Source organism: Streptomyces sp. NPDC028305, from assembly GCF_055569495.1.
This window is the reverse complement of the sequence record NZ_JBVHTN010000005.1, coordinates 717,769-740,544: the sequence shown is the minus strand read 5'-3', so window position 1 is coordinate 740,544 and position 22,776 is coordinate 717,769. Positions and strand designations below refer to the sequence as shown.

Below are 22,776 nucleotides of genomic sequence, written 5' to 3'. Positions count from 1 at the left end.
CACCACGTACCCGCTTCGAAGGAGCACAACGATGGCCACTCCCCTGACCGCCGACCGCCTGCTGAAGGCGCTGCGCGACGAGGGACTGGAAGTCCACGAAGTCCGCAGCTGGCGCACCCACAACCGCAACTCCAAGGGCCCGTGGGGCCCGGTGAACGGGGTGATGATCCACCACACCGTCACCAAGGGCACGGCCTCCTCGGTGGCGCTGTGCTACGACGGCCACTCGGCCCTGCCGGGGCCGCTGTGCCACGGCGTCATCGACAAGTCGGGCGCGGTCCACCTGGTCGGCAACGGCCGCGCCAACCACGCGGGCCTCGGCGACCGCGACGTGCTCAACGCCGTCATCGACGAGAGAGCGCTGCCCCGCGACAACGAGGCCGACACCGACGGCAACCGCCACTTCTACGGCTTCGAGTGCATCAACCTCGGCGATGGCGACGACCCCTGGCCGGAGGCGCAGAAGCTGGCCATCGAGAAGGTGTCCGCGGCCATCTGCCGCGCCCACGGCTGGACCCAGCGCTCGGTGATCGGCCATCTGGAGTGGCAGCCGGGCAAGGTGGACCCGCGCGGCTTCTCGATGGACACCATGCGCTCCCGCATCGCCAAGCGCCTGGGCGCCAAGCCGGACGGCCCCGCCCCGCAGCAGCCCAAGCCGCCCGCGACGTACGAGCCGTTCCCCGGCTCGGCGTTCTTCCAGAACGGCCGCGAGAGCAGGATCATCACGGCGATGGGCAAGCGCCTGGTCGCCGAGGGCTGCGGGCGCTACGAGGAGGGGCCGGGTCCGGAGTGGACCGAGGCGGACCGCAAGTCGTACGCGGCGTGGCAGCGCAAGCTGGGGTACTCCGGGGACGACGCGGACGGCATCCCGGGCCGCAAGAGCTGGGACAAGCTGAAGGTCCCGAACGTGTAGCCGCCATGTGTGGTGAGTACGAGACAGCGACACGCCGTAGCGTCGGCGTGTCGCTGTCTCGTACTCACCACAAACTCACTGCCGAACCTCGGCTCAGACGCGGGTCGGCAGCGGCCCTCCGTTGTAGGCGATGGCGTCGGCGAACCATCCGAAGGGGTTGGGGTCGTCGCCGGTGCGGTCCGCGTACGCGCGGTGCAGGTTGAGGACGATGCGCTCGGCGTCGGGCAGCTCGGCGAACTCGCCGAGCGAGCAGGCGCGCGCCGCCTCCAGCGGCGTCAGCCCGTCCCGCAGGCCCGCCTCGGCCGCCTCCAGCACCAACCGGTAGTAGCGCCGGTGGGTGTCCAGCACCTCGGGCAGGGTGTTCGCGTCGATCAGCGGGCCGTGCCCGGGGACGACATGCTCGGGCTCGAACGCGGCGATCCAGTCGAGCGAGCGCAGGGCGCCCTCCACGGATCCCATGAACACCAGCGGATTGACCTGGTGGAAGAGCAGATCCCCGGCGAACAGAACACGCTCTTCGGGAAGCCACGCGACGGCGTCCCCCGGGGTGTGCGCGGCATATCCGGGGTGATGCAGTTCGACGCGCCGCTCCCCCACGTGCAGCGTCAGCGCCGTACGAAAGGTCAATCCGGGCGGCCGCCGGGTCACCCCGCCCCAGTCCGGCAGCGGATCCCAGGCGGGCGGACAGCCGTCGATCACGGTGTCGGCCAGAATCCCCGCGCGGGTCGCCTCATGCGCGACGATCACCGTCGACTCGGGCAGCAGGCTGTTGCCGTGGGTGTGGTCGCCGTGCAGATGGGTGTTGACCGCATACCGCACCGGCGCGCCGCCGGTGACCTCGTCGACCGCGCGGAGGAGGTTCCGGACACGGCGTTCGGTGGCGCAGGTGTCGACGAGCACGACCCCGTCGTCCGTGGCCACGACGCCCGCGTTGTTGACCCACCACGAGCCGTCCGGCTGGATCCAGCCGTACACGCCGTCGGCCACGGGCTGGAGGGTGCCGGTGTCTGCGGTCATCGGTGTGCGGCACATCCTCATAGCTCTCCTGGCGGTCACTCGCTTCGGCAATTGTCCCACGGTGCGCCGAGGACCGGCTCGGAAGGCGGTCGGCGACGGCTCAAGTAACGGGATTGCGCGGGGTGTTGGTGGCGTGGCGGCGCGCCGCCCGATTGCCGCCCGGTGCCTCCGCTCCATCCGTACGGGTTGTTTGGCGGCTTATACCGCTTATTCGCCGTGGGACCGGAGCAGAACGCGGGCGAGCGGGGCCGCGGGCGGCCGGGTGGCCCGCTCTCGGCGAGAAGCTTCGGCCGGGGAGGGGGTGAGTCCTGTGGAAGAAACAACTGAGGTCTACGAGTCACCGGAGGTCACGGAAGCCGGTGACTTCACCGAGGTCACGGCGGGCGGCATCTTCGGTTTCCAGTACGACGGCGGCTTCTACCCGTACAACTGGTATCCGGGCTGACAGGTGGTCGGCGGGGGCGGGCCGGGCCCGTCCCCGCCGGCTGGACGGATGGTGGCGAGTTGAGGCGGTGCGGGTGCTCAAGGACACGTGGTGGCTGATCCTGCCGGACACGGAGGCGGCGGCCGCCCTGGCGGATCGGCTCGGGGTGCGGGACCTGGATTGTCTGCGCCATGCGTCGGGGCGGCCGTGGCTGCTGGGCCGGTGGCGCGGCGCGGAGGCGGTGACGGCCGAGGCGGGGGACGCGCGGGTGGCGGTGTTGGGCCGGTGCCCGCTGACCCCGGAGGCGCTGCGGGCGAGGGTGGCACGGCTTCGGGACGTACGGGAGGTGGAGGGCGCGGTCGGGCGGGTGGCGGGCAGCTACCACGTGTTGGCCTCGGTCGGGGGCCGGGTGTGGGCGCGCGGCACCGCCTCGGCCGCGTGCCGGCTGTTCACCGCCCGCGTAGGGGGTGTGCCGGTTGCGGCGCCGGGCGCCGATGTGCCGGCCGGGCTGCTCGACGCGGCCCCGGACCACGAGATGCTGGCCGCGCGCCTCATGGACCCGCCCATCTCGTGGACGGCGCTGGGCGGGCGCACCATATGGCGCCACGTGCGGGCGGTGCGGCCCGACGAGGCGCTGGTGTGGGAGCGGGACGGGGCTCAGCGCACCGTGCGGTGGTGGCGTCCGCCCGCGCCGGAGCTCGGGTTGCGCGCGGCGGCCGAGGGGGTGCGCGCCGCGCTGGCCGAGGCGGTGGCCACCTGCACGGCCGGTGGACGGACCGTCAGTGCGGATCTGTCGGGCGGCCTTGACTCGACCAGCCTGTGTTTTCTCGCGGCCGCCCAAGGCGAGGCCGAGTTGGTGACGCTGCGCTGGGAGGGCGTGGACGCGCAGAACGACGACGCCGTCTGGGCGCGGCGGGCGGTCGCGGCGCTGCCGGGGGCCACCCATCTGGTGGTGGCGCAGCGCGAGACGCCGGACTGGTTCGCCGGGGTGGACGGGATGCGCCTGGCGACCGAGGAGCCGGTGGCGTGGGCGCGGGATGTGGCGAAGCAGAGCGATGTCCTGGAGCGCGTGGGGGCGCACGGTTCCCGGCTGCATCTGTGCGGAGGTGGTGGAGACGAGCTGTTCACCCCGTCGCCCGCGCACCTGACCGACCTGGTGCGGTCGCATCCGCTGCTGGTGTCGCGGCGTCTGCGGCGCCTGCGCTTCGACTGGCGGGTGGGCCGTACGGAGGCGCTGCGCGCGGTCTGCGACCGGGGCGGCTACCAGCGGTGGCTGCACCGGGCGGCCCGCGATCTGACCGCGTCGCAACCGGCCCCGTCGGCGGGCCAACTGGGCTGGCAGCCGCCGCCCCGTATGCCCGGGTGGGCCACCCCCGGGGCGGTACGCGCCGCCGCGGCGGCACTCGAAGAGGCCGCTGCCCGCTGCCCCGGGCCACTGGCCCCGCAGCGGTCTCTGCACGCCGTGCTCTCGCAGGTGCGTGAGGGCGGCAACGCGATCCGTCAGATGAACCAGGCTCTCCCCGGCCCCCGTTACGCGATCCCCTACACCGACGACGCGGTCGTGGCCGCCGCGCTGTCCGTCCGCCCGCTGGAGGCGAGTGTCCCGGGCCGCTTCAAGCCGCTGTTGACCGAGGCGATGGACGGCATCGTGCCACGCGAGATCCTGCGCCGCACCTCGAAGGGCCGCTACGGCACCGACTTCTACCGCGCGCTGCGCCGCCGACGCGGCGAGATCCTGGCCCTCCTGGACGGTTCGCTGCTGGCCAAGGCCGGTCTGATCGACCCGGAGCGGCTGCGCCGCGCCCTGCGTACACACGCTTCGGTGCCCGAACTGGCCCTGGTGACGCACACCGTGGCCGGTGAGATCTGGCTGCGCTCGGTGGCCGAGCGACCGCGCGCATGGCCCGTCCAACCAAACGGAGGTGCTCGTTGACACCCATCGTGTTGCGGCCGCAGGTGACCTGCGCGACCACCGAGGGCGGCATGGTGCTGCTCGATGAGCGGTCCGGGCGCTACTGGCAGCTGAACAACACCGGCGCGCTCATCCTGCGCCACCTCCTCGACGGCGAAACACCGCGGCAGGCGGCCGCCGCACTGGCCGGCAGATACCCCGCGGCCGCCGACCGCGCCGCCGGGGACGTCGAGCAGCTCCTGGCCACCCTGCGCGAGCGCGGCCTGCTGACCGATGCCCCGGCGCCCGACCCGACGCCCGCGCCGGGAAGGATCACCCCGGCGCACCGCGTACTCGCCGCGCTGTGCGCCGCGGCCGCCGGCCCACTGGCCCGCGCCCGGCCCCGCCACATCCGCGCCGTGCTCCGCCTGCTGCGCCGCGGCGCGTCCCCCGCCACTCCCGAACAGACCGCCGCCGCCCGGCACGCCGTGGTCACGGTCAGCGCCCGCTGCGCCGCCACCCGAAGCTGTCTGCGCCGCTCACTGGCCACCACCCTGCTGTGCCGGGCCCGCGGGGTATGGCCGACCTGGTGCACGGGGGTGCGTACCGACCCGTTCGGCGCACACGCCTGGGTGGCCGTGGACGGCGAGCCGATCGGCGAACCCGCCCACGAGCGCGGCTACACCCCCATCATCACCGTCCCCCCGGAGCGGAGGTCGAGACGGCGGTAAAGGCCGTGTCCCCGCCGACAGCGCGCCCGGCGTCGTCACACTGACAGTGGACAGCGACCGAGCAGCGCCATTCCCGGAGGGTCACCAAGCCATGTCCAAGACCGTGGACGCACCCGTCATCCTGAGCAACGAGCCCGGGAGCTTCGCCCGGAGCGTGCTGGCCGAGCGCCACCCGGCGCTCATCGAGAGGGTGCGCGGCGCCTTTCCGTACGGCCCCGGGCAGCACCGGGCGCTCGACGCCCTGCTCACCGAGTCCACCGAGGGCGTGATCGGCCCGCTCGGCCCCGGTGCGCCGGACCGCGACCAGTGGGCGGAATGGGGGCGTGGCTACTTCGGCCGCTCCTGGTTCGACGTTCCGTTCCTGTGGGCGGAGAGCTACTTCTACCGGAAACTCCTCGAAGCGGTGGGCTACTTCGCGGCGGGCCCATGGCAGGGCATCGACCCGTTCCGGCCCTTCAAGCAGGCCGAGCTGCACACCGAAGAGGCGGCGGCCGAGCTGACGGCGCTGGACCGCCTCGCGCTGCGGCCCGTCGGCGAGCAGGCGCAGGCGCTCCTGTACGGATCGCTGTGGGGCAACCGCGCCGACCTCGGCTTCAGCATGACCCCCGGTGGCCGGGCCGCGGCCGGCGCCGAAAGCCCGCTCATCGCGGACGACTCAGCATCGCTGTGGTCGCTGCTGCCCGCCGGAGGCCCGAACACGGTCTGCCTGGTCGCGGACAACGCGGGCCGCGAGCTCGTCCCCGACCTGCTCCTCGTCGACCACCTGCTGCGACACCACCACGCCGAACTCGTCACCCTCCATGTCAAGCCGTACCCGTACTACGTCTCCGACGCCATGACCGCCGACGTAATCGACTGCCTGCGCCACCTCAAGCGGGCCGACGGCGTCGCCGGCGTGGTCGGCAAGCGGCTGTGGGAGTGGATCGGGCGCGGCCGGCTCACCGTGCGCACCCACGCGTTCTTCTGCGCACCGCTGCCGTATGCGGATATGCCCGAGGACCTGCGCCAGGAGTTCGCAGACGCCACCGTGACCATCATGAAGGGCGACCTGAACTACCGGCGCCTCGTCGGTGATCAGCTGTGGCCCCCGACCACGCCCTTCGCCGAGCGCACCGCGTACTTCCCCGGCCCCGTGGCGGCCCTGCGCACGCTGAAGTCCGACGTGATCGTCGGACTCGACGAGCGCACAGAGGCGTCGCTCGTCGCCGCGCACGACCAGCGCTGGCGCACCAGCGGCACCCACGCACTCATCCAGGCGCGCCGATGACGCGCCCCCGAGCCATCCGGGTAAAGGCCTTCACCTGGCACGCGGCGCGGGGGCGGAGCGGCGGCGAGGAGCTGACCCGCACATGCCTGCGAGCCGGGCGGTCGGCGGAGGTAGCGTCGGCGTGTGCCGTGCCGGCCGGTACGGTGTGCCGCTCGATGGAAAGATGACTGATGTCCCCGACGATTCGCAGGGCCGTGATCCCCGCCGCCGGACTCGGCTCCCGTCTGCTGCCCCTGACGAAGGCGATCCCGAAGGAGATGCTCCCGGTCGGTGACAAGCCGGTCATCGAGCACACCGTGCGCGAGCTGGTGGACTCCGGCATCACCGACATCACCATCGTCGTGTCCGGCGGCAAGAGCCTCATCCAGGACCACTTCCGCCCGAACCCCGCCCTCGTCGAACAACTCCGCAGAGACGGCAAGACGGCCCACGCGGACGAGGTGGAGGAGGTCGCGGAGCTGGCCCGCCGGGGCCACATCACCTACCTCGACCAGTACGGCCCGTACGGCAACGGCACCCCGGTGCTGAACGCTGCCCGTGCCTTCGGCGACGAGCCGGTGCTGGTGCTGTGGCCCGACGACGTCTTTGTGGCCGAGATCCCCCGCGCCCAGCAGCTGATCCGCGCGTATGAGCAGACCGGCTGCCCGGTGCTGGCCCTCATGCCGATGGACCCCACCGACTCCCAGCGCTATGGCGTGCCCATCGTCAAGGAAGACCTCGGAGATGGCCAACTGCGCATCACCGGCCTGGTCGAAAAGCCCAAACCCGATGCCGCCCCGTCGGCGTACGCGGCCATCGGCGGCTACGTCGTCACCCCGGGCATCATCGACGAACTGCGCGAGCAGACCCGCCGCTGGTACGAGCGCAAGACCGGCGAGGTCTACCTGACCGACGCCGTCAACGCCTACGCCTCCACCCGCGCGGTGTACGGGCAGGTCATCAAGGGCCGCTGGTACGACACCGGCAACCCGGCCGACTACCTGGTCGCCCAGATGGCTTTCGCCCTCGCCCACCCGGAGTACGGTCCCGTCCTGCGCGGCCTGGTCGCCGGACTCGACGTCGACCGTGCCGCCGCTCTCCCGTCGGAAAGCAGTACCTGACCTGCCGCGCGCGAGGCCCAGCCTCAACGTCGGCCGTCGCCGCGGGGCGCACGGCAACGGGCACGGATGAGCGCGATCACGGTGTCGGCGGTGTGGTCGAGGTAGCTGCGGCCATCGGGCAGCCGCGCCTCCGGGCTGATGTAGCTGTGCGTCCCGAGGTGAGTGGCCGGGTCGAGCCGATGCACGGTGATCTTCCCGGCGCGGCCGGCCCGGTTCCATCCGCTGCGGCGGAACAGCGGCCAGCGCTGAGGGAAGATCCAGGTGCCGACCCGCTCGATCCAGTCGCTCGCGCTGGTGAGCCGATGCACATGCTCGGCATGGGTGAGGTCGTTGGCGCCGTTGTGGAACCCACCGAGCGTGATCAGCAGAAGCGGGGAGCGCAGCTGGTTGTGCAGTTCCTCCACCGCACCGGTGGCGACCTGGGCGCCGCCGCTGTAGCTGAGCAGCACGATGGGGATACCGCTGTCGGGCTGGTAGCCGGCAAGCCGGAGCTGCGTAGCGATCTGGGAGCCGACGGCCCGGTTGTACAGGGGGCGGTACCGGTGGTCGGCGGCGACAAAGATCTGCATGACATTGTGCAGGAACAGCAGCAGCCCGATGTGGCGGCGCAGCCACGCCCACACCGGTCGGTCGGCGAGCGGGTCGGCCAGCGGCGAGTAGGGCTGCACCTGACCCAGTACCCGCAGCTCCGGCGCTCCGGCGATCAGGGCCTTGACCAGCTGGCCGCCGTCCCGGGTGTCACGGACGCGGCGTTTTCCGATGCCGTCCAGGTAGACCAGGTAGGCGTCCGGGAGGCGGTCAGGGGCCGCACCGCGGGCATAGGGCACTCCCTTCGGGAGTTCGGTGGTAGGGGCCCGCCAGCCGGCGCTGTAGGCCAGCACCTCGTAGCGCGCCAGCAGGGCTTCGGCGAGCAGAGCGGGCCCGAGCAAGCAGGCCCAGAGCAAGAAATCGTTCATGCGATCGGCTCCGGCGCCTCGGTCGCACTGATCCTCACGACCAGACGCCGGACGGCCTCTACCGCGACACCGAGCCCGACCCCGGAGACGGCCACGCAACCGGCGGCGGACCACCAGCCCACCCCGGTCGCCGCGGCGAGCGCACCGGCCAGACCGGCGCCGACCCCCATGAAGAGCAACAGGTGGAGCAGGGGCCCGAGCAGCGGGAACGCGAGGACGGCGGCGAGCAGCAGCGGGGCGACCAGGTCGGGTGTCCACGCCAACCCGCCTTGTGGTGGAGCGGACAGCACCAGCCTGGCCAGGGTCCACGCGGTCAGCGGCCACAGCGCGAACACGGCAGCCTCGACGAGGCCCCCGGGCAGCAGCAACCCGGCCACGAAAGCCCGCGACATGCCGGGCCGGCGCGATACCAGAGGCAGGATGCGTCCGGCTGCCTCCGACAGCCCGGCGAGCACCAGCAGAACGAAAACGGCGGATGACATCACTCAGCCTCGCTGTGACGGATCGCGAGGAACCGACCGACTGACCGAGCCGACCGCACTCAGGTACCGCTCGAGTTCGTCCGCGGCGCGCCGATATCCCCCCGCCTCGCGCTGGGCGACCTGCATGGTTGTCGCGGCTGCCTGGAATCGGGGGTCGTCGAGCAGGCGCCGCGCGAGGGCACGCACGGAGGCCTCGGTGACGTCCTCCGTACGCATCGACAGGCCGGCGCCGAGCTCGGCGACGCGCCGGGCCACGATCGGCTGGTCGGCGCCCTGCGGGATCACCAGCGAGGGAACCCCGGCGTACAAGGCCTCGTTGGCGCTGTTCATCCCGCCATGGGTGACGAACATCGCCGCGCGGGCCAGTACCTCGGGCTGCGGCACGGAGTGGCGGGCGAGCACGTTGGCCGGCAACGGACCCAGCGCGGCGGGATCGGTGTGCCCGGTGGAGACGATCACGGTGCCGCCCAGCGGGGCGAGCGCGGTGGCGAAGGTGCGCAGCAGCTGCGGGTCGGCGTTGAACACCGTGCCCAGCGAGGCGTACAGCACCGGGTCCCGCAGCTGATCGGCCGGGAACGACGGATCGGCGGGGCGGGCGCCGACGCTGGGGCCGACGAACCGATAGGAGTCGTCGAAGTCCTCGACGGCGGGCTGGAACGCCCGCGAGGTATAGACCAGATTGAGCGGTTGGCGGATGTTTCCCACGTCGAACAGTGGCAAGCCACGCGTGTCGAATCGGCGGTGCAGCCCCCAGCGCGACCGCAGGTAGCCCTGGATGCTGCGGGGCCGCGCCGCCGCCGCGGCCAGCAGCTCCCACGAGCCGCGGGTGGGACTGGGCACATGCCGGTTGAACGCGAACGTGGTGTGCGACGCCGCCGCCGGCACCGCGAGTTCGCGGGCGGCGACCGCGCCCCACAGACAAGCGTTGTCGTGGACGACCAGGTCGGGCTGGACACGGCGCAGATCGGTGAGCACAGCGGGCAGCAGGCGGACGGCGGTGCCCGCAAGCCCCTCTATCAGCGTGAGCGGCGTCGGCCGCTCGGGAAGCGGCTGCTCGCCCCCGGGGTAGAGGCACACCGTCGCGCCCGTGGCCTCGATCTCCTCACGGAACGCGGGCGAGGTGTAGTACGTGACGGTGTGGCCACGCCGGACAAGCTCGGCCACGACCGGCAGCGTCGGGTTGACGCGCCCGTGCATGGCGATGTTGAGGAATGCAATGGTGCTCACAGTTCGCCCCCCAGTACGGCGGAAGTCGATGCCGGGCCCGAACCGGCCGATGTCGCGGAAAGGCCGTCGGCCCGATACAGGCCCGGCCCACTGATGCGCAGCCCGTCGAGAAAGCGCCCCGCGGCGAGGGACGCGGTGTTGATCAGCCGCTGCGATTGGCCGAAGTCCCACGGGGCCGGCCAGGCCTCGATGCCGGTCGGCAGCACGACGGTCGGGATCTGCTTGGACACCTCGTGCAGGTCACGCTCGATCTGATGGCGCAAGAGCAGCAGCCCTGCCCTGGCTGCGATCGCCCTGGCACGTCGGGGCGGAAGGGCGCGGCTCAACGGCGAGCTCTCCGGCCCGGTCGACACCACCACCACGCTGGCCGCCCCAGCCTGCCGGGCCGCCATGACCGGGACATAGGCGACCACCCCACCGTCGACGAGCGTCCGGCCCTCACGATCCACCGGGGGCAGCATCCCGGGAATGGCCGCGCTGGCCAGCAGCGCGGACTCGAGGTCTCCGTGGTCGAGCAGCGCCGCGGCACCGGTGCCCAGGTCCATGGCCACCGCGGTGAACGGAACCGTCAGCTGCTCGATCCGCGATGGCAGCCCAGCCTGGGCGATCAGCCGGCGCAGGCCTCGGTCCGTGAAGACGCTGGCCCGTGAGAATGAGAACCAGTAGCCGAGCGGATACACCTCACGACGACGCAACGTGCTCCACACATGGTCCAGCCACGGCGCGGCCCGGTCGGGGTGCGCGGCCGCGATTGCCCCGTTGAGCGCGCCCACCGAGGTTCCGATGATCATGTCCGGGACGAATCCGCGCTGCTCCAGCGCGTACCCCACACCGACGTGCGCCGCTCCGAGCACTCCGCCGGCGCCCACCACCACGGCCACGGGACGGGGAAGGGCTCGCAAGCCCGCCGGGGTCGCGTCCCCGGGCGGCCGGCCCAAGGGCACGGGCCGCGTCTCCTTATCGCTGGTCATTGCTCCGACGCCTCTCATGGCCACGACCTCTCACCGAGTCGCCCCACTGAGGCCACAGGCGTCCAAGTGGCCGATCTCCGCCAATCAACCCTCATGATCCACCTTTCTCACCATGGCACCGGCTCGGGGGCTTCCGTAGCAAGGACCGGGAGGCCACGCGATGTGTGACACCCTTCGCCTGGCGTGCGCCGGCCGCCCGCCAGGCAGCACGAGCCTCCGTGCATCTGCCTGGGTGCGGCCGCGCAGCGCGTGAGCGAGGTGGCGGCGGGCTTCGGGGGCGCCGACGGCTCGTCAGCCGATGGGTTCCGGCATGGGGTGCACGGCGTAGGCGAGGCGGATGGTGTCGCCGGTGGCGGGGTCGCCCAGTTCCACGCGCCAGGCGTCGGCGAACTGGTCGACACCCGGGGCCATGGGGATGGTGCCGGAGATGAGGACGGTGCCCGGGTTGAGGGCGTCGCGGGAGCGCAGGACGTCGACCCAGTAGGCGGGGGTGAGGAGTTCGGCGAGGGTGCCGTGCTGGATCTGGGTCTCGGTGCCGTCGTGGGTGACCCAGGCGCGCAGGGTCAGCTCGTCCAGGCGGCCTTCGACGTCGGCGAGCCGCCAGGCGCGGCGGGCGAGGACGTCGGGGCCGGCGTTCTTGCTCCAGGCCACGCCGTGCACCTCGAGGTCGCGGTCGGTGTGGTCGCAGGCGGCCGTGAGCAGCAGCTCGCCGTCGCCGGCCACGACGAGCGCCCACTCGGCCTCGCCGGAGGTGCGCCGGTGCTGGACCGCGACGCGGTCGATCTGCTGGGCGAGGTAGGGGGCGACGGGGTAGAGCGTCGGGGTCACGGTGGGGGTGGGCACGCCGAGCTCGGCGAGTTCGGCGATGTGCGCGGCGACGTCGTCCTGGCTGCGCCCGGCGTACCCGGCGTTGAGGACGTGGACGATGTCGACCTCGCGTGTCGATCCGTCCGGCAGTTCGAAGGTCAGCTGGGCCATGAGGGGGCTCCCGGAGTTCGGGTGACGGTCCGCGGTTGGGGATTTCTCCGCGGTTAACTTCTTGCGCAGGGCTTGCGCATACGACCTGTATACAAGAAGTATGCCGGAAGGTCGATGTCTCCGAGCAAGGATGGGAACCATGCACGACACCACCAAGGACGATCCGAGAGCGTCCGAGAGGCGCTCCGGCGTCCGGCGGGCCTTTGTCGCGAGCCTGACCGGCACAGCCCTGGAGTGGTACGACTTCGCCGTCTACTCCGCCGCGGCGGCCCTGGTCTTCGGCGATCTCTTCTTCCCTTCGGAGGACCCGCTCACCGGCACGCTGCTGGCCTTCTCCACATACGCGGTCGGCTACGTCTCGCGCCCGCTGGGCGGGATCGTCTTCGGTCGCCTCGGCGATGTGATCGGCCGCAAAAAGGTGCTGATCGCCACACTGGTCCTGATCGGCGTGGCCACCTTCCTGATCGGCGTCCTGCCCACGTACTCCACGATCGGGGTCGCCGCCCCGATCGCCCTGGTGGTGCTGCGGTTCGCGCAGGGCGTGGGCGTCGGCGGCGAGTGGGGCGGCGCGGTGCTGCTGTCCAGCGAGTTCGGAGACCCGCGCCGCCGCGGCTTCTACGCCTCCGCCGCGCAGGTGGGCCCGCCCGCGGGCAATCTCCTGGCCAACGGCGTCCTGGCCGCCCTCGGCGCGCTGCTGACCGAGGCGCAGTTCGAGGCATGGGGCTGGCGGGTGGCCTTCCTGCTCTCCGGCGCACTCGTCGCCTTCGGCCTGTGGATCAGGGCGAAGCTGGAGGAGACCCCCGTCTTCAAGGCGATGGAGGCCGAGAAGTCCCGGCCCGAGGCGCCGATCCGCGAGGTCTTCACCACCCAGCCCCGCGCCCTGCTCGCCGCGATCCTCTGCCGCGTCGGCCCCGACGTGCTGTACGCCATGTTCACCGTCTTCGTGCTGACGTACGCCACCGGGGAACTGGGCATGTCGCGCGGTTCCGCCCTCGCCGCCGTCCTCATCGGCTCCTCGCTCCAGGTCTTCCTGATGCCACTGGCCGGTGCCGTCTCCGACCGGATCAACCGTCGCGTGCTGTACGGCTGTGCCGCGGTGGCCGCCGGTGTCTGGCCGTTCCTGTTCTTCCCGATGATCGGCGGCGGCAGCTGGGTCCCGCTGGCGCTCGGTGTCGTGGTGGGCCTGGTGATCCACTCCTTCCTGTACGGGCCGCAGGCCGCCTTCATCGCCGAGCAGTTCTCGCCCCGGCTGCGCTACACCGGCTCATCGCTGGCGTACACCCTGGCCGGCATCATCGGCGGCGCCGTCGCCCCGCTGCTGTTCACCACCCTGCTGAGCGCCTACGGCAGTTGGCTGCCGCTGGCCCTCTACATCGCCGTCGCCGCGGCCGTCTCCCTCGCGGGGGTGTTCCTGGGCCGCGATCCCGAAGCCGCCGTCGACGAGGACGCCCGGCTCGCCACACCGGCCGCGGAGGCCACGGCCGACGCCGTCTGACCCACAGCCGTCTGACCCACTGCCGTCCGACCCACTGAGGAGGAAATATGCGAATCGCCCTGAGCCAGCTCACCACCGGCCCGGATCCCGGGAAGAACCTGCGGCTCATCGAGGAATGGGCACAGCGCGCCGCGGACGCCGGAGCCCGTGTCGTCGTCTTCCCCGAGGCCTCGATGGCCTGCTTCGGCACCCCACTGGCACCGCTCGCCGAACCCCTGAACGGACCGTGGGCGGACGGAGTACGGGAGATCGCCAGGGCCACCGGCACCGTCATCGTGGCCGGCATGTTCACCCCGGCAGACGGCGGCAAGGTGACCAACACCCTGCTGGCCACCGGCCCCGGCGTCGAGACGTCGTACGACAAGATCCACCTCTACGACGCCTTCGGCTACCGTGAGTCCGAAAGCGTCGCCGCGGGCTCGCGGACCACCGTCATGGATGTGGACGGCGTACGGCTGGGTCTGGCCACCTGCTACGACGTCCGCTTCCCGGAGCTGTTCCGGGCACACGCCGACGCCGGGGCGGCCGCGACCCTGCTGGCCGCCTCCTGGGGAGCCGGGCCCGGCAAGCTCGACCAGTGGGAGCTGCTGGTGCGGGCACGAGCCCTGGACGCCACCCTCTGGCTGGCCGCCGTCGACCAGGCCGACCCCGGCACCGCCCCGGGAGGCGCGCCGACCGGCATCGGGCACAGCCGGATCGTCGGCCCCGACGGAACCGTGCGGCACGCCCTGGACGCCGAACCGGGACTGCTGGTCGCCGACCTCGACATCGACGAGGTCACGGCGGTACGGAAGACGACGTCGGTGCTGGTCAACAGGCGACCGGAGGTATGGCAGTGAGCAAGCCGGAGCTGGAATTCCACCTGCCCGCCGGGCCGTGGACCACTCCCACGGGGGCCGGTCCTGGCGTACGGGAACGCGTGCTGGCCGACGACCCCGACGGCGGCGGCCGGACCGTTCTGGTCCACTGGGCACCCGGCACCGACAGCTCGGCGCAGGGTGTGACACGCCATGACTTCTGGGAGGAGGTCTATCTCGTCGACGGGGCGATGCACGACCTGACGCTCGGCGAGACCTTCACCGCGGGCATGTACGCCTGCCGCCCGCCCGGTATGCCGCACGGCCCGTGGACCTCCGAGAACGGCGTCACGATGCTCGTGGTCACGTACCCCGAACCACCGTCACCACCGGCTAGGAGCCCTCGAGCAGCACCTTGAGCGTCGACTGGAGGTGATGGTCGATCGCGGCGCACGCCTGCCCGGCGTCACCGGCGGCAAGGGCGTCCACGATGGCCCGGTGCTCGTTCAGCACCGCCTCCTGTCGCCCTTGCCGGTTGAACACGGCCACCACCCCGGCCCGGACCTGGCGACTGCGCAACCCTTCGTAGTGCCGGTCCAGCAACGTGTTCCCCACGGCCGACACCAGCGCCGCGTGGAACTGGTGGTCCACCGCGATGAACTCCCGGGTCTGGTCGGGGCCGGTGAGTTCATCCTGCCGCTCCAGCAGCGACCGCATCTCCTGCACCGGCGCCTGTCCGGTGGCGACGAGCTGCTGCGCGGCATATCGCTCCACGATGCCCCGCAGCTCCATCAGCTCCCTGATCTCCCGCCCCGTCAGCGGCGACACCCGGGCGCCCCGCTTGGGCACGAGTTCGACCAGGTCCTCGGCGGCGAGCAGGAGCAGCGCTTCCCGGATGGGGGTGCGGGAGACTCCGATCCGGTCGGCGATCTCCTGCTCGGACAGGAACGCCCCCTGCATCCTGGGATCGGTAAGAACCGTGTCCTTCAGATACGCGTACGCCGTCTCCCGACCGGACGCCACCGCAACCCCCAGAAGCTCGCATACATAGCGTATACAGACGCTACCACGCACTGCCGGGCGACCAACGATGGTCACATTCCGCAATCGTGGTGGCGCTCTCCGCAGTGGACGAGGATGATAGTTCTGGGCACCAAATGCCCGATCTTTCCTGGAGTGCACAGTCAGTGCACATGGTTTCGATGGTTCGCACCGCGTGACGGGCCATCCGGGGGGTAATGCCATGTTCTCTTCCGTACCGCCGCTTCCCAAGGTCAACTCGTTTGTCGAGGCGCTCGAACAGCTCATCAAGCAGCCACCCAAGAGACGCGGCCCGGCCCCTCAGGTTCTGCTCACGCAGCTGAGCGACGGCACGGAGGCGGAGCGCATCGCGGACGGGCTGTGCGGGCGCTTCAGCGCCGGGGGGCGGGCCAGGATCCCGTACGCGCAGGTGGCGGGGGCGCCCTCCGGCCCTCGGCGCGAGGGTGTGGGCGACACCTTCCAGAAGATCGAGGAGGAACTCCTCCGCAACCGGCCCAGCGGCTTCGGCAGGCTGCGGCTGCCGCAGTACCGCCTCATGTGCAGCATCGTCGAGGCGCAACTCACCGAGGGCCAGCCCCTGGTGCAGGCCGAGGAGTTACGGAACAAGTGTTACGAGGCGCGCTGCAAGGACTCCAGGATCCTCCGAGCCCTGGAGGCCGTCAGCGGCGGCGAAGAGCCCCCGCCGAGCATCCCCGCCACCGCCTGGTACTGGCTGCGCCGCCCGCTCCTGGGCCTGCTTCCACGCTGGTGGTACGGATGGCGGAACGGGCGTCGGATGACGCGTAAGGGCAGCTGGTACCGCCTGTGGGCGGAACTCCCCGAGAGGGGTGCGGACTTCTTCGCCGATGCCCGGCGCCTCGCCGGCGCGGACGGCTCCTCCGGACTCGACCAGACCGTGGCCGTGCTGCTGCGGGCACTGCTCGCCGATCTGCAGGCAGCCTGCCGCCACCCGCTGCTGTCCCCGTGGGGTCGTCGCCGCAAGCACCGCTTCGTCCTCGTCTTCCCGCAGGTCGAACCCGCCGAGCCGCACGTGGGCCAGCTGCTGGCGCAATTCCCCGACGCGGTCGAGCAGACCGGATGCACGGGAGTGCTCCTGGTGGCCGCGGTGCCGCCCGACGGGGGTTCGACGGAGAGCTACGCCGAGGCCGCCGTCACGCTCAACTCCTGGAGGGTGGCCGCAGGGGTGGGCAGGGCCCGTGTCGTACGGGTGGGAGTGGAGCCGTCTGCCGACGACGCGGACGCCGCGCGCTGGCTCAGCCGCTTCCCGGAGATCTACCTCGAGAAGACCCACTCCGACCTCGCCCCGCGGCTCGAGGCCGCCCTCGCGTCGGTGGCGGGGGCCACCACGCTGGCACTCCTCGCCACATACGGCCTGACCTGGCTGCTGCCGGAGGGAGACAAAACCGACTGCCTGACGCGCACTGCCGCGACTGAGTCCGCCGCGCCGTCCGGCACCGGCCGTATCCCGTCCGGAAAGTCCCCGAAGGAGCTCTACAGAGCGGTCCGCGCCATGATCGAGCGGCAGAACGAGGAAGCCGACGGGGCCGCCGCGCGGCCCGGCGCGATGGTGAGGACCGTCGTCTATCTGGGCGTGCCTGTCACCGTCAACTCATGGAAGGAGGCGATGTACAGCGGAGCTATTCCCGAACTGCGAGGGATCGCCCTGGCCCAGGAAGAACTCAACCGTGAGGCGTCCCGGGACGAGGGCAACAAGGTATGGCTGCGAGTCCGGGTCGAAGATGCGGGCCCACGGTTCACCAAGGCGCCCGCCGTCGCCGCCGGGATCGTGAGAGAACTGAAGAGAGAAAAGGGCGACGAGCAGATCATGGGAGTGGTCGGCCTCGGCCAGAGCCGCAAGGACACCCTGCGGGCCCGGGACATCCTGGGCGAGGGCGGGCTGCCGGTGATCGGAACCGTCGCGACCGCCGAGGAAATGCAGCGGCACCCGATGTACCGGCAGGTCGCACCGGACAACCGCCGAGAGGCGCGCATCGCCGCCGACTTCGCCCGCCGAGGCAACATCGTGCAGACCGCCCCGGGAAAGTGCGCACCCGCCGAGCGGGCCGTCGTGATCGCGGACCCGACCGACAACTACAGCGCCAATCTCAGCGAGCGGTTCACCGAAGAGTTCAGGGACACCCACCGCATCTGGTACACCGCGGGCGGCGACCGCATGAGCCACCACCCCGCGCAGGAAGACGGCGTCGAATGGGTTCAGAAGTTCTCCGAAATGGCCGAGAAGGTCTGCCGTCGACTCAAGGACGAACCGCGCACGGTGGTGTACTGGACCGCGCGGGCGAATGAATTCGGCGCGTTCCTCGATGAATTCAACAGTGGCACGGAGTGCAATGGGCAGCTGACCGCGCTCGGCGGAAACGACCTCACCAATGCCGTCGTCGACGAACAGCGCCCCAGCGAGCGCTACCCCCGGCTGCGGCTCTACTACGCGGCGCACGCCCTGCCCAAGTCGTACCCGCCCAACGTCATGGGCGAGAACTTCCATCGTCAGTACGTCGCCACGTACGGCAATCGCGACCCCTGGAGCAACGACGGCCGCACGCCACTGGCCTCCGACGCCCTGCGAGTGCTGGCCACAGCACTCAACGAGGCGCGTCAGGACGCGGGGACGGCGGCATTCGGCCGTGGCACGGTGCAGGCCGCCCTGGTGAACGGAGCCGGCGGCGCGGCCGGGGTACGGGGCGCGTCGGGGACGCTGGCGTTCGGACGGGACGGCAAAGTCCCCACGGCCAAGCGGCTACTCATCCTGCACGACACAAAGCGCGGGCCGGAGGTGGCGTTGGAGTGCGGAGCGCGCGACAACGGCGACGAAAGGAAGACATGGGGGCCGGATAATGAGTTCGCCTGCCCAGGTGACTAGGGTCTGTCCGCGAGCGCAAGCCTGAACGCTCCCGATCTCCACACATGAGATCGGGAGAAGCCCAGGGGCTTCACGCAAAAAGCCTGGTCAGCGCGCTGACCAGGCTTTGGATTAAGTGTCCGAGGGGGGACACGCGCCATACGTACACGCCCGTCTTGCGCGGGGAGCTGCTTCTGCCGTAGCCACGGTCATGGGCAGAGCCGGGCAGCCTCCGCCACGGCCATCAGCGCGGGCCGAGCGGACGCGTGCGGCGGTGGGGATCAGGGGCATGGAGTGGCGGTGGCCGTTCCTCACGGCTGAAATGATCGTGGACGAAAACGCTTGTTCTGGCGAGATAAAGTCTTGGGCCCGCACACCACGGAACAGGGGGATGACGCATGGGGACACCGCAGGTCAGATGGAGCGCGTTGCTGGAGATACTGACGCGCGACGGTCGGATCGAGGTCGAGGCCGCCGCTGACGTACTGCGGGTCTCCGCCGCCACGATCCGGCGTGATCTGGACGAGCTGGCGCGTCAGCAGATGGTCACCCGCACCCATGGCGGCGCCGTGATCAACGCGATCGCGTACGATCTGCCGCTCCGTTACAAAGCGGCGCGCAAAGCTCCGGAGAAGGAGCGGATCGCCGACGCCGCTGCGGGCCTGGTGAAGGCGGGCGCCGTGGTGGGTCTGAACGGCGGCACCACGACCACCGCGGTCGCCCGCGCGCTGGCCGCCCGCCCGGAACTGGGCACAGAGGGCGCCGGGCCCTCGCTGACGGTGGTCACCAACGCGCTGAACATCGCCAACGAACTGGTTGTACGCCGCCATGTGAAACTCGTCGTCACCGGCGGCGTGGCCCGCCCTGCCTCGTACGAGCTCACCGGGCCGCTCGCCACCGAGGTGCTCACGCGGATCGCCCTCGACCACGTCTTCATCGGCGTCGACGCGATCGACGTCAGATACGGTGCGACGGCCCAGGATGAGGGCGAGGCCGACATCAACCGGGCGCTGGCACTGCGCGCCGAACAGGTGGTCGTCGTCGCGGACTCCTCCAAGCTGGGTCGGAGGGCCTTCGCCCGGATCTGCCCGGTGGAGGACGTCCATGTGCTGGTGACCGACAAGGCGGCGGGCCCCGCACTGACCGACCCGTTCGCGGCTGCGGGCGTGGAGATCGTCCGGGCCTGAGCGTCGCCCTTGTTGAGAACAACAGCCGTGCGCTGGAGTGCTGCTTGATTCTGATCGAAACTGCCAGAATCAAGCATTCACATCCATGATGCGCACGGGATCATCCAGGGGGCGACCCTGAAGATGCGCGAGGCGGCGGGCGCCTTCGCGCCCGACCCGCGCACGGGAAGCGCAACCGGGCGAATCGGGCGTGGTTCACACAGAATTTACCGCCGTCTTCCCCAGGCCCGCGGCCTCACGGGCCAGGGCGCGGGCCTGGGAAATCCACCGTCACCAGGGGCGATGGGCCCGATAGTTGGGGTCAAGAAATCACGGCGATGAGTGTTGACAGCTGACATTTATAGCAAGAATATGAACGCAAATAAGCATGATCTTGCAGTGCTACTCAACGACACCATGCCGCCCCGCAGGAGGACGTGAGTGCGCACCCACCCCCGTAGACCGCGCGAAACCGGCGGATTCGGCATGCTCCTGGCCGCCACGCTGGCCCTGGCGCTCATACCGTCCGTGACCGAACCCCTCACCACACCGGCCCGGGCAGACACCTCCGCCCAGCCGAACGTGACCCGCAGCGCGGATGCCCTCACCGTGTCCGTGCCGGCCACCGAGAAGACCCCCGGCTACATCATCGACATCGCCACCGGCGAACTCGCCATCACCACCGAGCGCGCCGGAGAAGCCGTGCTCAGCACCGCGGGTGGCGAGACGGGAGGCCTGCGATTCCGCTCCGGCGGCCAGTGGCAGCGCGCGACCGAAGTCACCGACTGGGCATGGGAGGACGGTGACCTCGTCCTCACCGCCGACACCACGCTCGACGGCGCCACCGTCAAAGCGCGGCTGACCCCTACATCCGACCGCTATCAGTTGGACTGGGACGTCGAGGGCGGCAGCCCCGACCAACTCGGCCTCGCCTACGACCTGTCATCGGCGGGCCACTGGTACGGCCACGGCGAGGCCGAGACCCCGCAGGGCGGCCCCGGTGTCGATCAGCCCTGGCCGCTCGACACAGGCGAGGTCGAACACGCAACCTTCGGCCCGGCCTCGTACAACATGATCGACCCGTTCTGGTACACCTCCACCGCGACCGGTCTCCGGGTCGACACCGGGGATGTCATGGACGTGACACTCAATAAGGACAAGGACGGCCTCGGCCGCTTCACCGTCGAGTCGCCCGACACCTACAAGGCCACCGTGTTCGTCGAGTCGACCCCGCTGGAGGTCTACCGCGACTACATCGGCATCGTCGGCAAGCCGGCCAAGAGCGATGCCACGTACGAGCAGTACGCCAAGCCGCTGTGGAATTCCTGGGCACAGTTCTACACAAAGGTCGACCAGGAGAAACTGCTCGACTATGCCACCGACCTCCACGACAACGGCCTTGACGGGCACACCATCCAGCTCGACGACAAGTGGGAGTCGAACTACGGCAATCTGACCTGGGACCCCAAGACCTTCCCCGACCCCAAGGGCATGTCCAAGAAGATCCACGACATGGGGTTCGACTTCGGCCTCTGGGTCACCCTGTGGATCAACCTGGACTCGGACAACTACCAGCACGCGGTCGACAACGGCTATCTCCTCATGGACGCCAAGGACACCAGCAAGCCCTGCGAAGTGACCTGGTGGAACGGTCAGGCCGGAATCATCGACCTGGCGAACCCCGACGCCAGGGCCTGGTACGTGGGCAATGTCAAAAAGCTCATGAGCGACTACGACATCGACGGGCTGAAGTTCGACACCCGGTTCTTCGACGAGAAGTGCGCGCCGCGCGAAGGCCACCAGGCCACCGACTACCAGAAGCTCGGCACACAGCTCGCCGACGAGTTCGACCTCCAGGGCGCGGGCATCCGGGTGCACTGGAACGAGACGGCGCACAAGGCCGGCTTCGTCACCCGCCAGGTCGACAAGGGCACCGGCTGGGAGTCCCTGCGCGCCTCCGCCACCCAGAACCTTGCGATCTCCACCATCGGCTACCCGTTCGTCGAGTCCGACATGATCGGCGGCTCCGGCGGTCAGCCCGCCCCGTCCAAGAACGTCCTGGTGCGCTGGGCGCAGTCCGCCTCGCTGATGCCGCTGATGTACTCCTCGACGTCACCGGTGGACACCAATGACACCACCACCGGGCAGAAGGTGGACTACGACCAGGAGACGGTCGACCTCTACCGGCAGGCGATCGAGACGCACAAGAAGCTCGCCCCGTACATCTGGGACCAGGTCCAGTCCACCCTGAAGACCGGCGACCCGATCATGCGGCCCCTGTTCTTCGACTTCCCGAAGGACAAGGCGAGTTACACCGTCACCGACGAGTGGATGCTCGGCCCGGCCGTGCTGGCCGCGCCCAAGCTGAGCACCGGCGCCACCCGGACCGTCCATCTGCCGCCCGGCACCTGGTACGACGTCAACCAGGGCACGGTGATCCGCGGCCCCAAGACCCTCAAGGGGTACGCGGCGCCGCTCGGCGTCACCCCGGCATTCGTCGACCTCAAGGCCAAGGGCGCCGCCAAGGCCATCAAGGCGCTGAAGCGCCACGACGTCCCGGCCGCCTCCGTCCTGATCAGTCCGGACGCCCCGTCCACCGGCTCCGGCACCCCCTTCGAGGTGACCACCGAGGCGACCAACTGGTCCACCCGGGCCATCAGAAACGTCCAAGCGGTGCTGGACCTCCCCGACGGCTGGACCGCCACGGCGGCCGGCCCCACCACCGCGAAGTCCCTCAGGGCCGGGGGAACGCTCACGACCACCTGGACGGTGACCCCGGCCGCCGACGCGAAATGGGGCGGTCACGACCTCACCGGGAAGGTGACGTACGACCGTGCCCAGAAGGTCTCCGACACCGTGCGGGCGGAGGTCAAGGCGGCCCCGGGCAGTGTGGCGGCCCCGTATCTGACGACCGCCACCACCGATGACGCCCGATACGCCCAGGGCGGGGACCAGTTCGCCATCTGGGCCGGCGGTCAGGACCTGTCCGGCTGGAAGGACGAGAAGGGCGTCATCTACCTCGACGACGCAGCCGGAGAGAAGGCCACGGTGCGGACCGAGCTGGTCTCCCAGGACAGCGCCTCACCCTTCGGCAAGGCGGGGATCGCCCTCGCCAACGATCTGACCGCACCCGGCAAGGGCGGTTACGCGGTGCTGGTCATGACCGAGCGGTACGGGCTGGAGTTCATGACCGACAGCGATGGCGACGGCGCGCTCGACACCTGGGCGGGCGGTGGCTCCACCTACCACCCGGCGTATCTGAAGCTGACCCGGGACGGCACCGCCTACACCGCGTATGCCAGTAAGGACGGCGAGACCTGGTCACGGTTGGGCACCGCCGAGGTGCCGTCGGCCGCCGGCACCGGTGACGCCGGGATGGTCGCCAGCGCGGCCAACGTCAGTTACCCCGGCGAGAACATCGAGGCCGTCTTCAGCGGATTCTCCGTCACCTCCTGACGACGCC

At 70.7% G+C, this 22,776-nt stretch carries 19 protein-coding genes; 12 read left to right on the top strand and 7 right to left on the bottom strand.

What is annotated here, in order from left to right; all coding sequences use genetic code 11:
* Positions 1-31 precede the first annotated feature (31 nt).
* Entirely contained in the window at positions 32-913 is an 882-nt protein-coding gene (locus ACZ4WQ_RS24175) for a peptidoglycan-binding protein (protein ID WP_311728426.1), read from the top strand.
* A 93-nt stretch (positions 914-1,006) separates the two neighbouring features.
* Here ACZ4WQ_RS24175 and ACZ4WQ_RS24170 read toward each other — a convergent pair whose 3' ends face one another.
* A complete protein-coding gene (locus ACZ4WQ_RS24170) occupies positions 1,007-1,930 on the bottom strand; it encodes an MBL fold metallo-hydrolase (protein WP_468022384.1) in 924 nt (307 codons plus the stop codon).
* Between the two features lie 310 nt (positions 1,931-2,240).
* Between ACZ4WQ_RS24170 and ACZ4WQ_RS24165 the strand changes: the two genes are divergently transcribed.
* From ACZ4WQ_RS24165 to ACZ4WQ_RS24145, 5 genes are all read left to right on the top strand, one after another.
* Complete coding sequence (locus ACZ4WQ_RS24165) at positions 2,241-2,375, top strand: lasso RiPP family leader peptide-containing protein (protein ID WP_311728424.1); 135 nt, start codon at positions 2,241-2,243, stop codon at positions 2,373-2,375.
* 73 nt (positions 2,376-2,448) lie between these two features.
* Positions 2,449-4,287: an asparagine synthase-related protein gene (locus ACZ4WQ_RS24160; protein ID WP_468022383.1), complete on the top strand. Its 1,839-nt coding sequence runs from the start codon at positions 2,449-2,451 to the stop codon at positions 4,285-4,287.
* Entirely contained in the window at positions 4,284-4,976 is a 693-nt protein-coding gene (locus ACZ4WQ_RS24155) for a lasso peptide biosynthesis PqqD family chaperone (RefSeq protein ID WP_358844447.1), read from the top strand. Before ACZ4WQ_RS24160 ends, ACZ4WQ_RS24155 begins: the two co-directional genes overlap by 4 nt.
* 91 nt (positions 4,977-5,067) lie before the next feature.
* Complete coding sequence (locus ACZ4WQ_RS24150; protein ID WP_468022382.1) at positions 5,068-6,243, top strand: damage-control phosphatase ARMT1 family protein; 1,176 nt, start codon at positions 5,068-5,070, stop codon at positions 6,241-6,243.
* A 170-nt stretch (positions 6,244-6,413) separates the two neighbouring features.
* Positions 6,414-7,343, top strand: coding sequence for a UTP--glucose-1-phosphate uridylyltransferase (locus ACZ4WQ_RS24145; RefSeq protein WP_385348176.1), 930 nt, complete (start codon positions 6,414-6,416; stop codon positions 7,341-7,343).
* A gap of 23 nt (positions 7,344-7,366) precedes the next feature.
* On the opposite strand, the gene ACZ4WQ_RS24140 is transcribed toward ACZ4WQ_RS24145, so the two are convergent.
* From ACZ4WQ_RS24140 to ACZ4WQ_RS24120, 5 genes are all read right to left on the bottom strand, one after another.
* Entirely contained in the window at positions 7,367-8,299 is a 933-nt protein-coding gene (locus tag ACZ4WQ_RS24140; RefSeq protein WP_385348173.1) for a hypothetical protein, read from the bottom strand.
* Positions 8,296-8,781 (bottom strand): hypothetical protein, encoded by a 486-nt coding sequence (locus tag ACZ4WQ_RS24135; protein ID WP_311728419.1) that lies wholly within the window; start codon positions 8,779-8,781, stop codon positions 8,296-8,298. Before ACZ4WQ_RS24135 ends, ACZ4WQ_RS24140 begins: the two co-directional genes overlap by 4 nt.
* A 3-nt stretch (positions 8,782-8,784) precedes the next feature.
* The gene (locus ACZ4WQ_RS24130) at positions 8,785-10,008 is read right to left on the bottom strand and encodes a macrolide family glycosyltransferase (RefSeq protein WP_468022381.1); all 1,224 of its coding nucleotides are present in this window, start codon (positions 10,006-10,008) and stop codon (positions 8,785-8,787) included.
* The gene (locus ACZ4WQ_RS24125) at positions 10,005-10,979 is read right to left on the bottom strand and encodes a patatin-like phospholipase family protein (RefSeq protein ID WP_468022380.1); all 975 of its coding nucleotides are present in this window, start codon (positions 10,977-10,979) and stop codon (positions 10,005-10,007) included. The genes ACZ4WQ_RS24130 and ACZ4WQ_RS24125 overlap by 4 nt, the downstream gene beginning before the upstream one ends.
* A 291-nt stretch (positions 10,980-11,270) precedes the next feature.
* Positions 11,271-11,957 carry a DUF2848 domain-containing protein gene (locus ACZ4WQ_RS24120; protein ID WP_468022379.1) on the bottom strand — a complete coding sequence of 229 codons (687 nt, stop codon included), beginning with the start codon at positions 11,955-11,957 and terminating at the stop codon, positions 11,271-11,273.
* Between the two features lie 139 nt (positions 11,958-12,096).
* On the opposite strand from ACZ4WQ_RS24120, the gene ACZ4WQ_RS24115 reads away from it, so the two are divergent.
* Genes ACZ4WQ_RS24115 through ACZ4WQ_RS24105 form a run of 3 tightly spaced genes read left to right on the top strand, consistent with a single transcriptional unit; the run spans position 12,097 to position 14,668 of the window.
* Positions 12,097-13,452, top strand: coding sequence for an MFS transporter (locus tag ACZ4WQ_RS24115; RefSeq protein ID WP_468022378.1), 1,356 nt, complete (start codon positions 12,097-12,099; stop codon positions 13,450-13,452).
* 47 nt (positions 13,453-13,499) lie between these two features.
* A complete protein-coding gene (locus ACZ4WQ_RS24110) occupies positions 13,500-14,291 on the top strand; it encodes a carbon-nitrogen hydrolase family protein (RefSeq protein WP_352129005.1) in 792 nt (263 codons plus the stop codon).
* On the top strand, positions 14,288-14,668 hold the full coding sequence (locus tag ACZ4WQ_RS24105) for a cupin domain-containing protein (RefSeq protein WP_311728412.1): 381 nt from the start codon (positions 14,288-14,290) through the stop codon (positions 14,666-14,668). Before ACZ4WQ_RS24110 ends, ACZ4WQ_RS24105 begins: the two co-directional genes overlap by 4 nt.
* Here the strand turns inward: ACZ4WQ_RS24105 and ACZ4WQ_RS24100 are convergent.
* Positions 14,643-15,272, bottom strand: a complete 630-nt coding sequence (locus ACZ4WQ_RS24100; RefSeq protein WP_311728411.1) for a GntR family transcriptional regulator — start codon at positions 15,270-15,272, stop codon at positions 14,643-14,645. The genes ACZ4WQ_RS24105 and ACZ4WQ_RS24100 overlap by 26 nt on opposite strands.
* Positions 15,273-15,492: 220 nt before the next feature.
* Here ACZ4WQ_RS24100 and ACZ4WQ_RS24095 point away from each other — a divergent pair, with 220 nt between their 5' ends.
* The 3 genes from ACZ4WQ_RS24095 (at position 15,493) to ACZ4WQ_RS24085 (ending at position 22,769) form a co-directional block, all read left to right on the top strand.
* Positions 15,493-18,168 (top strand): ABC transporter substrate-binding protein, encoded by a 2,676-nt coding sequence (locus ACZ4WQ_RS24095; RefSeq protein ID WP_398373928.1) that lies wholly within the window; start codon positions 15,493-15,495, stop codon positions 18,166-18,168.
* 377 nt (positions 18,169-18,545) lie between these two features.
* Positions 18,546-19,334 carry a DeoR/GlpR family DNA-binding transcription regulator gene (locus ACZ4WQ_RS24090; RefSeq protein WP_385348154.1) on the top strand — a complete coding sequence of 263 codons (789 nt, stop codon included), beginning with the start codon at positions 18,546-18,548 and terminating at the stop codon, positions 19,332-19,334.
* A gap of 420 nt (positions 19,335-19,754) precedes the next feature.
* The gene (locus tag ACZ4WQ_RS24085; RefSeq protein ID WP_398373927.1) at positions 19,755-22,769 is read left to right on the top strand and encodes a TIM-barrel domain-containing protein; all 3,015 of its coding nucleotides are present in this window, start codon (positions 19,755-19,757) and stop codon (positions 22,767-22,769) included.
* Positions 22,770-22,776 lie beyond the last annotated feature (7 nt).